Source organism: Clostridia bacterium, assembly GCA_017438525.1.
GTDB lineage: Bacteria > Bacillota > Clostridia > Oscillospirales > RGIG8002 > RGIG8002.
The window spans coordinates 1-13,577 of the sequence record JAFRVI010000010.1; the positions used below are offsets into that span (position 1 = coordinate 1).

Sequence of the window (13,577 nt, forward strand, 5' to 3'; positions counted from 1 at the left end):
AACTCCGACGTCATCATGGTGCTCGACCCCGGCAGGATAATCGAGCGCGGCACGCACAATGACCTTCTCGCGCAGAAGGGCACGTATTACCAGCTTTACACCGGCGCGTTCGAGCTTGAATAAGCCCGCGGGCCAACGGCGTTTACATTTTGGGAAGTGAAACTATGAAAAACATACGCAACGTCGCGATAATCGCGCACGTCGACCACGGCAAGACCACGCTCGTTGACGAAATGCTCAAGCAGAGCGGCGTCTTCCGCGAGAACCAGTCGGTCAAGGAGCGCGTCATGGACTCCGGCGACCTCGAGCGCGAGCGCGGGATAACCATTCTCGCGAAGAACACCGCCGTAACCTACGGCGGCGTGAAGATCAATATCGTCGACACCCCCGGCCACGCCGATTTCGGAGGCGAGGTCGAGCGCATACTGAAAATGGTCAACGGAGTCATCCTGCTCGTCGACGCCGCCGAAGGTCCGATGCCGCAGACCCGCTTCGTACTTCAGCGCGCGCTGGAGCTTGGGCACCGCGTAATTGTGGTCGTCAACAAGATCGACCGACCCGACCAGCGCATACACGAGGTCGTCGACGAGATACTCGAGCTGCTCATCGACCTCAACGCCACCGACGACCAGCTCGACAGCCCGATGCTCTTCTGCTCGGCGCGGCAGGGCACGGCGTCCTTCTCGCCGGAGGCGCCCGGCACGGATCTCAAGCCGCTTTTCGACACGATACTCGAATACATACCCGCGCCCGAAGACAACGACGAAGGGCCATTCCAGATGCTCGTTTCCTCCGTCGACTACAACGAATACGTCGGCCGCATCGCGATCGGCAGGATCGAGCGCGGCGTGATTAAGCAGAATCAGGACATCGTCGTCTGCAACTACCACGAGGAGCGCAGCCAGAAGCGCGTGAAGGTCTCCAACATCTTCGAGTTCGACGGGCTGAGCAGAGTTCCGGTCACGGATTCCTCCTCCGGAAACATAATCGCGATAAGCGGCATCGGCGACATCACGATAGGCGACACCATCTGCGCGCCGGAAACGCCGGAGGCGCTCCCCTTCGTGAAGATCTCCGCGCCGACGATGGAGATGACCTTCTCGGTCAACGACAGCCCCTACGCGGGACGCGACGGCAAGTACGTCACCACCCGCAACATACGCGACCGCCTCATGCGCGAAACGCTCAAGGACGTTTCGCTCAAGGTCAGCGAGGTGCCGAACAGCGACAGCTTCAACGTGGCCGGACGCGGCGAGATGCACCTGAGCATACTCATCGAGACGATGCGCCGCGAGGGCTACGAATTCCAGGTCAGCCCCCCGCGAATCCTCAACCGCGAGATCGACGGCGTGCTCTGCGAGCCGGTCGAGCGCGTCGCAATAGACGTTCCCGCCGACGCGGTCGGCTCCGTCATCGAGAAGCTCGGCGGCCGCAAGGGCGAGCTGCTTGAAATGAACCCCGTCGGCAGCCGCATGAAGCTCGAGTTCTTCGTCCCGTCGCGCGGACTTTTCGGCTACCGCAACGAGTTCCTCACAGACACGAAGGGCGAGGGCATCATGAGCTCCGTTTTCGAACGCTACGAGCCCTTCAAGGGCGAGATAAAGCGCCGCAACACCGGCTCGCTTATCGCCTTCGAGACCGGCGACGCGGTCGCCTACGGCATCTGGTGCGTGCAGGACCGCGGGCAGATGTTCATCGCGCCCGGCACGCCCGTCTACGGCGGCATGATAGTCGGCGAATGCGCGAAGACGGAGGATATCACCGTCAACGTCTGCAAGACGAAGCACCTGACCAACACCCGCGCCGCCGGAAGCGACGAGGCGCTCCGCCTCGTTCCTCCGCGCATCATGTCGCTTGAGCAGTGCCTCGAGTTCCTCGCGGACGACGAGCTGCTGGAGGTAACGCCCCACAGCTTACGCCTGCGCAAGAGCATCCTCGACCACCAGAACAGGATGAAGGCGCTGAAAAAGAAAGCTTGACCTTATGCTTGAAATGAGAACCGCACGCGCGGAGGATATCGACCGCATTATGCAGGTCTACGCCGCCGCGCAGGAGTATATGATCGCCTCCGGCAACCCGACGCAGTGGCGCCGCACGAATCCGGCGCGTGAGCTTATCGAAGACGACGTCGCCGCCGGCCGCTGCCGCGTGCTGACGGAGGGCGGCGAGATTCACGCCGTCGCCGCGATATGCGCGGGCGAAGACCCCGCCTATCCCGGCATCGTCGGAAAGTGGCTCAACGACGAGCCGTATATCGCGATCCACCGCATCGCGAGCGACGGAAAGGTGCGCGGCGTTTTCCGCTTCGTCGCCGACGAGTGCAAGCGGATCAGCGGCAACGTCCGCGTGGATACGCACGAAAACAACCGCAAGATGCGGGAGAATATCGCCGCCTGCGGCTTCGTGCACTGCGGCACCGTCTTCATGGCGGACGGCTCCCCGCGTCTCGCGTTCCACTGGAGCAGAGAATACGAAAAGGAGCAAGCGAAATGAAAACCGCAATCGTCTACTTCTCCCTTAACGGCAACACCGAGTTTGTCGCAAGCGAGATCGCCGGAAAGCTCGGCGCGGACGCGATAAAGCTCATACCGAAAAAGGCGTTCCCCGACAGCGGCTTCAAAAAGTTCCTCTGGGGCGGCAAAAGCGCCGTCATGAAGGAAAAACCCGAGCTCGAGCCGTATGAGTTCGACGCGAGAAAGTACGACCGCGTGATCTTCGGCACTCCCGTCTGGGCGAGCCGCTTCACGCCGCCGATACGCACCTTCGTCGCCGACAACGCCGACGCGCTGAAGGGTAAGCGCTTCGCCGCATTCACCTGCTTCTCCGGCGGCGGCGCGGACAAGGCGCTCGCGCGGCTGAAGGAGCTGCTCGGCGCCGACCTCGACGCGGAGCTTATCCTCGTCGACCCGAAGGACAAGCCCTCCGACGGAAACGCCGCGAAGATCGCGACGTTCTGCGAAAAGCTGGGCGAGTAAAAAAGCGGAGCGTTATGCTCCGCTTTTTATTATGCCTGTTGCGTTTTTCCTTCGCGCGCAGGCGCCGCTATTCCTCGGGCGACCAGGACGGCTGAAGCTCGTCTATCTGCAGGAAGCCGTCCGCCTTCGCGGCGATCTGGTACTTATCCTCATATACTATCTCGCCGGGCGTGTTCGTATAGACGAGGAAGTACGGATGCTCGTACCTTTCGAGCAGCCACAGCGCGGGACGTATCATTTTCATCATCTCGGCCGAGTTCTCCGTCTTGAACCAGCATACGACCGGCTCGCGGTTTTTGCACTGGGGAGGCCACGGGAGATTCTCCGCGAACCAGGCGTCGATCTCTTTGAAAAGGTCGGCGTCCTCCGCCTCCATAACGTCGTTCTGAACAAGCTGCCAGCACATACTGAACACGCCCTTGGCGTGCATGGTGTTCCTCGCCAGCTCCTTGCCCTGAATGCGCACGTATTTGAAGTTGAGATTGCTCATCGGTTTCCGCTTCCCCCGTATCAGCCGGCTATAAACGCCTCGATCTTCGCGATCTGCCCGTCGGTAAGGCCGCCGCGGCGGAGGTAGTTCTCGCCGCCCTTTTTAAGGTCGAGCGTGTTGATATCCGTTCCCTTCTCCGCTTCGCACATGCAGTAGAGGAAGTCGTCGACGTTGCCCTTGACCGCCTCGTATTTATCGGGCATTCCCTCTTTGGTTATGCCGTAGTAATTATAATAGGTAATCATATAGTCGTCGACTATCTCCTGCGCGGACGCGCCGGCGAGCGCGAGCAGCAGCGCGCAGACGAAGCCGGTCCTGTCCTTGCCCTCGACGCAGTGGATGAGCACGCGGCCGCCGTTTTCGGCCATTTTGACGAAGGCGTCCGAAACGGCCTGCGCGAACCCGTCCGCGCGGTAGTTGGCGTTCAGCGCCATCAGCAGGACTTTGCCCTCTTTATAGAGCGAATCGTAGTATTCGGAGACGAAGTCCTCCTTCTCGGTATGCTCCTTATACTTCGTTTCGTTATCCGAGAGGTTTAGCACGAATCTGACGCCGTATTCCTCGGCGAATCTGTTCGCGTACGCCGCGCGGTTGTGCTGGTTGTCGCAGGGCGACGCGGAGCGGTAGAAGCCGCCCTTCTTCAGATTGCCGCCGACGACCTCGCGGAAGTTGGCAAACATAATATCTGAGTCGAACTCCTCGCGCAGATCGGAATAGTCCAGCGCGTAGAGCTCCTGAACCGCCTTGTATTTGCCCTGCTCCCTCAGCGTGACTGTGACCTTGGAGGATTCCGTCATTTCGAACTCCTCCCAGGTGGACGCGCCGTAGTTGCGCGCGATGACGACGTGGGGGTAGCCGGGATAGCCGCAGGCGAGCATTTCGCCCACCGGCACGTAGTAGCCGGAGTAATACGGGACGTCTTCGTAGCTCTTGCCGTTATCGAAGGCAATGTCGACGCTGTCGCCGAAGGCGAAGCCGAGCGCGTTGAATCCGTCGATCGTAAGGTCTATATAGACGTTGCCGAATTCCTCGTCTCTGACGACTCCTATCTCGCCGGTAGTCACCTTGTCGGCTTCCTTGCCGCAGCCGCCGAGCGACAGCGCGGAAAGCAGCAGCGCCGCCGTAATCAAGACCGATACTATCCTGTTTGTTTTGCAGTGCAAAATGATTCCCCCTTGCGTATTTTCGGAAACAGCGGAGCGACGCTCCGCTGTTTCCGTTTCTATTATTTATCCGAGATGCGTTTGGCGTCGTCCTCTTCCTCGTAGTTGCGGCGGCGGTCGCCGAACTGCTTGTAATAGTTGCCCTTGTTCTGATACATCGCCTCGTCGGCGCGCTTGAAGACCTCCTTGAACGCGGCGTCTTCGCCCGGGCGGTAGACCGCGCCGCCTCCGGAGAAGGAAAGCGTCATAGCGTAGCGTTTCTCTCCACTGTTGAACGCGGCAACGAGTTCTTCAAGCTGAGCGAGCTTTTCGTTCAGCTCCTTCTCGGTGGTTGCGCCGAGGATGACTATGAATTCGTCGCCGCCGATGCGGAACAGCTGCTCGTCGCCGAACACGCGGCGGATCATCTCCGCTGCGTCGATTATGATGCGGTCGCCGCATTCGTGGCCGTAGTTGTCGTTCGTGGTCTTCAGACCGTTGACGTCGAAGACGGCTATCGCGAAGGAGGCGGTGCCGTTGTTTATCCTGCTGTTGAGCTCCTTGACGTAGTCGAGGTACGCCGTCTTGTTCGCGACGCCGGTCATGGAGTCGGTGTACGCCTGCTCGTGCGCGTACTGCATATACGCCTGAAGCTTGCCGCGCATGGCGTGGATCTTGCCGCTGAGCTCGCCGATGGTATCGCCGGATTCGTTCTCCTCCGGCGCCGCGTCCGAGTAGCCGGGGCGCACGCGGATCTCGTTCGAGAGCTTCTCGACGTCGCCGGAGAGCGTCTGCATTTCGGAATTGAGCTCGCGGATGCGGCTGCGGAGCTGACCGGTCAGAAGCAGCATTATCACGGCGCCGACGACCAGCGAAAGCGCGCTGCCGATAACGACGAACTTCGTATGCGCGGCGATCTGCTCATCGAACCAGTCGGCGACGAAGTCGACGCCGACGAGGCCGACGACCTTGCCGGAGAAGTTCTTGATCGGGCTCCACGCGGTGTAAAAGCTGCCCCACTCATCCTGATACTTCTCGGCGTCGACCGCGGAAACGCCGGTATTCCACGCGGCAGCCTGCGAATCGGTGTCTACAACGGAATCGCCGTAGAGTCCCGGTTTCACGGGGTCGGGGTCGACGACGAATATGAAGTGGTCGCCCTGTTTCTTGACGGTGTAAATATACTTGATGTCGCTGTCCTTCTGCGCGCGCAGGACGTTCGTCAGGTCGGAGTATATCCCGTCGTACTCCGGCGTGCCGGCGTTGTTGCCGTCTATGGCCGCGAAGGCGTCGCCGTCGAGCGAAGCCGCGACGGTATCGGCGACGGAGAGCATGTTCCTGCGGATCATTTCCTTCATCGCCTTGCCGGACTGCGACATGAGCAGCAGACCGAGCGTGACGTTGACCGCCAACAGCAACGCGCAGACGATTATTACGTACTGAGTTGTAAGATTCAGCTTGCGTTTTCTTTTTGCCATATATCCTTTTCCCCTTCGGATGGCGGACGGAACAAATGCCGCATTGGAGTCAATGATGACACATCCGCGCTAAAAAATCCATATATTTTTTCGGAGCAACCCGTTTTAAATCAATTAAACTCCTTAATCAATGCTTGGCAGTCATCTCGAGTTCTATATTGAAAAAACCGCCCTGAAGTCTGCCGGGAAGGCGCCTGCCGTCCGGAACGGTTATCTCCGTGCCGTCGGCAAAGACGAAGGAAAGCGTCTTTTTCGCGCCGTATTTGTAATCGCTCTCCGGCAGGTCAGCCCAGGCGAGCATACCGCAGCGCTCAATATTCCCGCGGATCGCGGCGACGGTTTCGGCGTCTACCGGCTTCTCGCTCTCGTAGACCGTCGGATCGTCGTAGCGCGAGGTCTTCGCGTTCGTCCCCGCGCCAGCGGGGTCGATCGTCAGCGTTGCGCGGGTAAAGCCGCCGTTATCGCGCTCTTCCGCGAAGCGTATCGCCGTCAGCGCGGAAAGGTCGGGAAGCGCCTCGCGTTCGCCCTTCAGCGCGGCGCGGAACGCGTCGGCGATCGCGACGCCCGCTTCGTAGGCGATCACGGGGCTCTGGTTGTCGGAAACGCTTATCCGTTCGCCCGAGGCGTAACCGATATCCACGCTGCCGCCGAAGTTCTCGGGCAGGCCGTGTGTCTGCGAATGATAGCCGTTGTTTTTCGCAAGGCTGTGCTCACGCGCGAGGGCGGTCAGCTTCGGCATGATATTTTCCTTCAGCAGCGCCCACTCGCAGTGCGGCTCGTCGTAATCGGAATACTCGCGCGTTTCGAGGAAGACGAAGCTGCCGTCCCCGACCGGCGCGGCGAAGGCGGAAACGCAGTCCAGCCGGTCGGCGCCGTCGACGGCGAGAGTCCTGAACGCGCTCGTCACGTCGAAAAAAGTCATATCGCCGGAGGTTATCTCCTTCGGCGCCTTCGTGTCGATGTAGGCGTCGGTACCCCCGCAGACACAGGGAGGCGTCTTTTTTATTATTACTATGCCGTCGTCGACGTCTTCATCGCGCTTTTTCTTCCTGAATATCGACATATTACCCCTCCTCGTTCAGCGTTTTATAAAGCCAGCCGCGCAGTTCGCTGAAGCCGTTCGGAAAGTTCTGCGAGCCGTCGGCGTGTACGCGTTCGCCGTCCATGACCGCCTCGAGGCGGAACATTTCGCCGTCCAGCACGCCGCGCGGGTGCTTGCCGCTGAAGCCGTTCCAGGAAGGCACGCCGCAGTCGTTCAGCATATCCAGCGCCTCTTCGATCGAGCAGGTCACACGTTTCTCGAGACGTCGCTCCATCCCATCCGGCGCACAGTAACGGCAGGTATACATCGATATTTCCGCTTCCGCGCCGAGGTTTTTTATTTCGTATTCGACCTGCGCGCGCATGCCGCTTATCGAAAGCGTCAGCGTTTCGAACGAGGCCGCCTTTTTCTTTTTGAACATAGCGTTTTATTCCTTCCGCTCCTGCGCCTGCGGTTTGGCGGGCTCCGAAAGGAAGACCGCGGGCGAATACAGATAGCCCTGATAGCAGTCGCAGCCGATTTCGTGCAGTTCTTCGCGCTGTTCCTTCGTTTCCACGAATTCGGCGAGCACCGTCAGGTGCAAGCTCGCGGCGAGCTGCGTTATGGAGAGGATTATTTCTCTGCAGTTCTGGTGCTCGGATAGCCCCTTGACAAGCGAGCCGTCGAGTTTGATGAAGTTGAAGATGTTATCCTTCAGATAGTTAATGGACGTCTGGCCCATCGAGAAGTCGTCAATGGCGAGAGACAGACCGAGCTCGCGGAACGCGCGCAGCGTCTTTATGGTCTCCTCATCAAAGGCGAGCGCCGCCTGTTCGGTAACTTCGATGCAGATATTCTTGCCCTCAAAGGGATCCTTCGCGTTCAGTTTCTGCATGAACTGCAGGTAACGCGGAGTGACGACCGTGGTTCCGGTGACGTTGAGGGATATCTTGATATCCTTTCCGAAGCGTTCGAGCAGCTTCGGGCGATCCTCCAGCGCGCGCATCACGACCGCTTCTTCAAGATCCGGCAGGAAGCCGCCCTCCTGCGCGAGCTTTATGACCACCGGCGGATAGAGAGTACCGTAATTCGGGTGATTGAGACGCAGCAACGCCTCCACGCCGATGCAGTGTCCGTCGTAGTGATACTGCGGCTGATACGCGAGGACGGCGCCGTTCCGCAGACCGTGCTTTATCTCGACGCAGAGCGCTCTGGCGAACTCGCCGTTGACGCTCTTCTGCTCTATGAGGTTTACGTTCGCGAGCGACTGCTCGTTCAGGCGGAAATAGTTGATGAATGAGTCGTATTCTCTCTTGTATTTATCCGCGTCGCGCTTGTCGAGCATACGGACGAAGGGAACGTATATAAGCACGCCGAGCACGACGTTCGCCACCTGCAGCAGACTGCCGGCGACCGAGCCGGTCGCGTGGAAGCCGCCGAGCAGTATCGGAGTCGTCCATTCGACGCTGCCGGTTATCATCGGCACGAGCCCCGTCGCTATCGCGAGATAAGCCGTTGAGTAGCAGACCAGCGGAACGGTGATGAACGGTATAAGCATAATGGGGTTAAAGACTACCGGCAGGCCGAAAACCATCAGCTCGTTGATATTGAAAAGCATCGGGAACGCCGCCGAGAATCCGAGTCCGCGGCGCGCCCTGTTTTTTGAAAAGAGCAGTATCGCTATAAGAAGGCATATCGCGGAACCGCATCCTCCCATAAGCACGAAGCAGTCGAAAAACTGCTTCGTCAGTATCTCGTTCGGCGCGTTCCCCGCCGCGACCGCGGCCTGATTCGCCGCGAGGCCGGGCGCGAAGTACCGCTGCATAACGCCCTCCAGCGTATCGCTGCCGTGGATGCCGAAAAACCACAGCACCGAGGAGAGCATTACGAAGAAGAAACCCTTGAAGAAGCCGGTCGTTCCGACCGAGAACAGCTTGTTGAACGCCTCCGCGAGCAGCTCGCGGAAGGAATGAACGCTGAAAATGTTGACTATCGCCGTGTTGAATATCGCGAAGACCACCGCTGTCAGCGTTATCGGGAAAAGATATGAAAGCATCAGGTTGAACTCGTGATCCGCGCCCGTCGAGTAGAAGCGTCTGCGGCGTCCGTGAAGCAGGCGGTAAAACCGCGCGTACAGCGCGGCGGCGCCGATTCCCGTGAGTATCGCGAGGAATATCGCCTGCGGGCCGAGCCCGTTCGTTACGAAGGCGATGTTGAACTTATCGTTCGTTCCCGCTTCCGTAATCTCACGGAAGGTGCCGGCGAGTATCGTAAAGGACAGCATCGACGAGAGCATCGCGCCGATGGCGGGCGTATCCTCGTTAAGCTTCTCAGCGTTTTTCACGCGCATATACGAGCGGCTTATTGATACCGTCATGTAAAGACTCAGGATGCCGAAGGTCGCGTTGTAGATGAAGTCGAGGAACTGCAGCAGGAGTCCTCCCGCGAAACCGTTGACGAACTTCTGATACGCTTCGACCGGGAAAGTCTTCAGAATCAACGCGAACGCGCCGATGATGAGCACCGGCGTTATGCTGAGCAGTCCGCCGCGTATCGCGCGGACAAGGGTAAACCCTTCAGCTCTTTCCATAAGGTTTCTTATCGCGCCCGTTTTGCGCATGGTATCACTCATATCTTTTCATCCCTTTTATTTAGGAACATGTATACGCGCCTGCTGGGCTTTGTTTACAAAAATGCATTTTATATGATAGCGCAAAACGGCGTAATTGTCAAGAAATCTTTATATATAAGTTGATATAAGTTGGGGGTTTTATCCGCCGCGGCGGCCTGCTTAAATACGCGCTTTTTCAGTACACGCTGAATACTGTCAACTTGACACTCGCGCGTTATAACATATTCTGTTATTACACTTCCGTATTGTCCCGCCGTACCGGCATGGATAAAAGCTCTCAAGCTTTTATAACAAAAGCGCACGGCGCCCTTTGTTCCCCAAAGGGCGCCGTGCGCTGTATGAAAGACGTCGCTTTTATAAAATGCTTCTTCCGAAACTATATGCTTCCGCAAGCTCCGCTTCCTTGATTGCCGCCTCACCCGAAGCTGAAATACCGCCGCAGAAAAGAGAATCGACAAGCGTCGCTTTCTCAAAGCAATCCACCCAGCCACGCAGGCCGGACACGGCTTTTTCGGGCGTGGTCTCTTCATCCTCCGCCGCGGTCGTCAGCATATAGACGTTACGAAACAGGTAATCCGAAGAATAGAGCGGGTTCATGCGGTCAAGGAGCGTTTTCATCTGCCCGCTCATCTCATAGTAATAGACCGGCGTGGCAAAAACGAGAGTGTCCGCGTTTTTGACCTTTTCGGCGATGGCGACGGCATCATCTTTCAGCACACATTTTTGTGTCTTCTGACAGGCGAGACAACCGATGCAGAACCCGATCTCCTTCCCCTTGAGCCCGATATGCTCCACCTCGTGGCCCGCGTCTTTCGCTCCGGCAATGAGACGTTCGGCAAGTATATCCGAATTGCTCCTTGCTCTTAAACTCGTCGTGATAACAAGCACCTTGCTCATTTTATCATCCTCCGTATGAAATCGTTATCGTAACGTCGCCGCCGCCCAGCAGATCGGTCATTTCGGCGGCGTTCTTATTCGTGATCCTGCCGAGCCGTGTGTACGCCCACGAATTCGAGCCGTAAAATACGACGATACTGTTCCCGTCGTACAGCACAATGTCTCCTGCTTCCGTAGTTGTCTGCTCATCATTTCTCGGTAAACCTGCACCCAGTGAACCGACCTGCTCAAAACCGCCGTACATGGACATATCGATTATGATCGGTTTTGCTTTAGCAAGATCAATAAGCGCACCTACCGACTCGTTATCTTCCCATTCAACGGAAACCTCGGTATTGCCGATATGCAGACGCAGTGTTTTTTCCACAGCGGTTTCTCCCATATCATTTATCCATTTTTGCAGCTCTGTTTCCGCGGCGCTGCCGGAAAAACGCTTCCCCTGCAGCCACGTTCCGCTTCCCGCCTGTTCGGCAAGGGCATCGTCGCTCTGTCCGATATCGCTGGAGCCGGAAGTGCAGAACGGAATAACCGTGATTCCGGTAAAGTCATGACTCTCCGCAAAGGTGCTGAGAATCCGAGGGGCCTGTCCCCACCATATCGGGTATCCGAGATAAACCGTCGTATAGCCGTCAAGCGATATTTCTTCCGCTATCTCGGGCCGTGCATTCGGGTCATTCTGCTCCTTTGACGTCCGGCTGCCGGAGTCATTGTAGTTCAGATCCTCCGCGGAATACGGCAGCGCCGGGATTATTTCCATGATATCGGCGCCGGTCAGAGCGGCGATTTTGTCAGCCACACCTTTGGTGGTTCCCGTAGCGGAAAAGACGACGACTGCAATTTTCGCGTTCTTTCCCTGCGGAAGATCGGTCTGCCCCGTTTCCGCCGTCGGCTCTGTCGACTGATCAGGCGAGTTCGGGCGAGTGCCGCTGTCGTTTACGGCATCCGAATCGGGAGCCGTGTTTGACGCTGTTTGCACACTTCCGCAGGCGGCAAGACTGATAAGCAATACGATACCGGCAAACAGCGCAATCAACTTGTTTAATCTCATACGCATTACCTCATTTCAAATACTCTTTAAAGAAGCTCTGTATCCTGTCGAACGGAATAGCGTCTTTGCCTCCGCCGTCATAGAGGTCGGTATGAACGGCGCCGGGAATGATCATCAATTCTTTGTTATCCGTATACCTGCCGTCTTTCGTCATATCGGCGTAGGCGTCGCGGCTGAAATAGCAGGAATGAGCGCCCTCACCGTGAATCAGAAGGACGGCGCTGCGGATCTCGTTGCTGTACCGAAGGATCGGCTGATTGATGAAGGACTCGCAGCCGATGACGTTCCAGCCGCCGTTTGAGTTGAGCGAACGCGGATGATATCCGCGCGGTGTTTTGTAGTAATCATAGTAGTCTTTCACAAAGAACGGCGCGTCGTCGGGTAGTGGATCGACCACACCGCCGCCGAGCTTGTATTCGCCGCTTTTCAGGTCTTCAAGCCGCTGCGCGCACATCGCCTCTTTTTTCCGATAACGCGCTTCTTCGCTGTCTTCGCCGTCGAAGTATCCCCTTGCGTTGACTCTCGTCATATCGTACATAGTGGAAGCAACCGTGGCCTTGATGCGGGTATCCAGCGCGGCGGCGTTGATTGCCATACCGCCCCAGCCGCAGATGCCGATGATTCCGATGCGGTCCGGGTCCGCTTTTTCGTGAAGGGAAAGAAAGTCCACGGCCGCCATGAAGTCTTCGGTGTTGATGTCGGGAGACGCCATATAGCGTACGTTTCCGCCGCTCTCGCCGGTGAAGGAGGGATCGAAAGCGATCGTCAGAAATCCGCGCTCCGCCATTTTCTGTGCGTACAGACCGGAACACTGCTCCTTGACTGCGCCGAAGGGCCCGGATACCGCAATAGCCGGGAGCTTGCGCTCCGCATCCTTCGGGACGTACATATCGGCTGCCAGCGTGATGCCGTAGCGATTTACGAAGGCGACCTTGCGGTGATCGACCTTTTCGCTTTTCGGGAACGTCTTGTCCCACTCCTGTGTAAGTTTGAGTTCTTCAGTTATGATCATTTCCAAAAATCCTCCCGTAAATTTAAGTTGTATTTTCTTCCGTTCCGTGATACAATTATATTGTAATATCTAAACTTGACTTTAGGTCAAGAGTTAATTTACAAATTCAGGAGAAATTTTTATGTACACGATAGGACAAATTTCGGAGATGTTCGGTCTCCCCGTTTCAACACTGCGCTATTATGACAAAGAAGGGCTCTTCCCGTCGATGCGGAGGCGGTCCGGCATCCGGCAATTCGGAGAAGCGGAGGTAGAAGCGCTTCGGGTCATCGCGTGTTTGAAGGCCACCGGTCTCGAGATAAAGGATATCAAGAAGTTTATGGAGTGGTGCGTGGAGGGACCGTCCACCTATGAGCAGAGAAAGGAACTGTTCGAGGCGCGGAAAACCGCCGTGGAGGCAGAAATGGCGCAGCTTCAAAAAACGCTGGATATGCTGAATTTCAAATGCTGGTATTATGAAACGGCGATCAAAGACGGCTCGGAAGACAAGCTGAACGACATGATCCCAGACGACCTGCCGCTTGACATCAAGAAATTGTACGACAATACGCACTCATAACTCACCGGGCGCCGAAGCCCTCGCGTGTCAGCGTTCGGCCGGTTCTCTTCTCGCTTGCGCAACGCTCCGCCGGAGCGTTGCTCCTGATTCGCCGTCGGCGAATCAGAGCTCGTTTCGAATCCTCCGTATTTCAACTAAAAGCGCACGGCGCCCAAATTGGCTGCGAAACCTCCACACCGCGTGTCAGCGTTCGGCCGGTTCTCTTCTCGCTTGCGCAACGCTCCACCGGAGCGTTGCTCCTGATTCGCCGTCGGCGAATCAGAGCTCGTTTCGAATCCTCCGTATTTCAACTAAAAGCGCACGGCGCCCAAATGGGCGCCGTG

At 57.4% G+C, this 13,577-nt stretch carries 13 protein-coding genes and 1 pseudogene; 4 read left to right on the forward strand and 10 right to left on the reverse strand.

Features of this window, described 5'->3' with window-relative positions:
* Positions 1-164: 164 nt before the first annotated feature.
* The 3 genes from typA to IJL83_00970 are packed head-to-tail and all read left to right on the forward strand — an operon-like array spanning position 165 to position 2,975.
* The gene (gene typA, locus IJL83_00960; GenBank protein MBQ6552179.1) at positions 165-1,979 is read left to right on the forward strand and encodes a translational GTPase TypA; all 1,815 of its coding nucleotides are present in this window, start codon (positions 165-167) and stop codon (positions 1,977-1,979) included.
* A gap of 4 nt (positions 1,980-1,983) precedes the next feature.
* Positions 1,984-2,493, forward strand: coding sequence for an N-acetyltransferase (locus IJL83_00965; GenBank protein ID MBQ6552180.1), 510 nt, complete (start codon positions 1,984-1,986; stop codon positions 2,491-2,493).
* Positions 2,490-2,975 carry a flavodoxin family protein gene (locus IJL83_00970; GenBank protein MBQ6552181.1) on the forward strand — a complete coding sequence of 162 codons (486 nt, stop codon included), beginning with the start codon at positions 2,490-2,492 and terminating at the stop codon, positions 2,973-2,975. Before IJL83_00965 ends, IJL83_00970 begins: the two co-directional genes overlap by 4 nt.
* A 67-nt stretch (positions 2,976-3,042) precedes the next feature.
* Here IJL83_00970 and IJL83_00975 read toward each other — a convergent pair whose 3' ends face one another.
* From IJL83_00975 to IJL83_01020, 10 genes and pseudogenes are all read right to left on the reverse strand, one after another.
* A complete protein-coding gene (locus IJL83_00975) occupies positions 3,043-3,465 on the reverse strand; it encodes a hypothetical protein (GenBank protein MBQ6552182.1) in 423 nt (140 codons plus the stop codon).
* Between the two features lie 20 nt (positions 3,466-3,485).
* Complete coding sequence (locus IJL83_00980; GenBank protein MBQ6552183.1) at positions 3,486-4,628, reverse strand: tyrosine-protein phosphatase; 1,143 nt, start codon at positions 4,626-4,628, stop codon at positions 3,486-3,488.
* A gap of 62 nt (positions 4,629-4,690) precedes the next feature.
* The gene (locus tag IJL83_00985) at positions 4,691-6,085 is read right to left on the reverse strand and encodes a diguanylate cyclase (GenBank protein MBQ6552184.1); all 1,395 of its coding nucleotides are present in this window, start codon (positions 6,083-6,085) and stop codon (positions 4,691-4,693) included.
* A gap of 127 nt (positions 6,086-6,212) precedes the next feature.
* Complete coding sequence (locus IJL83_00990; protein ID MBQ6552185.1) at positions 6,213-7,148, reverse strand: hypothetical protein; 936 nt, start codon at positions 7,146-7,148, stop codon at positions 6,213-6,215.
* 1 nt (position 7,149) lies between these two features.
* The gene (locus IJL83_00995) at positions 7,150-7,548 is read right to left on the reverse strand and encodes a hypothetical protein (GenBank protein MBQ6552186.1); all 399 of its coding nucleotides are present in this window, start codon (positions 7,546-7,548) and stop codon (positions 7,150-7,152) included.
* A gap of 6 nt (positions 7,549-7,554) precedes the next feature.
* Positions 7,555-9,738: a PTS sugar transporter subunit IIC/EAL domain-containing protein gene (locus tag IJL83_01000; protein MBQ6552187.1), complete on the reverse strand. Its 2,184-nt coding sequence runs from the start codon at positions 9,736-9,738 to the stop codon at positions 7,555-7,557.
* 354 nt (positions 9,739-10,092) lie between these two features.
* Entirely contained in the window at positions 10,093-10,635 is a 543-nt protein-coding gene (locus tag IJL83_01005) for a flavodoxin family protein (protein MBQ6552188.1), read from the reverse strand.
* A 4-nt stretch (positions 10,636-10,639) separates the two neighbouring features.
* Complete coding sequence (locus IJL83_01010; GenBank protein MBQ6552189.1) at positions 10,640-11,017, reverse strand: hypothetical protein; 378 nt, start codon at positions 11,015-11,017, stop codon at positions 10,640-10,642.
* Positions 11,015-11,683 (reverse strand): annotated as a pseudogene (locus tag IJL83_01015) (flavodoxin). The gene IJL83_01010 and the pseudogene IJL83_01015 overlap by 3 nt, the downstream one beginning before the upstream one ends.
* Positions 11,684-11,693: 10 nt before the next feature.
* A complete protein-coding gene (locus tag IJL83_01020) occupies positions 11,694-12,695 on the reverse strand; it encodes an alpha/beta hydrolase (protein MBQ6552190.1) in 1,002 nt (333 codons plus the stop codon).
* A gap of 121 nt (positions 12,696-12,816) precedes the next feature.
* On the opposite strand from IJL83_01020, the gene IJL83_01025 reads away from it, so the two are divergent.
* Complete coding sequence (locus IJL83_01025; GenBank protein ID MBQ6552191.1) at positions 12,817-13,254, forward strand: MerR family transcriptional regulator; 438 nt, start codon at positions 12,817-12,819, stop codon at positions 13,252-13,254.
* Positions 13,255-13,577 lie beyond the last annotated feature (323 nt).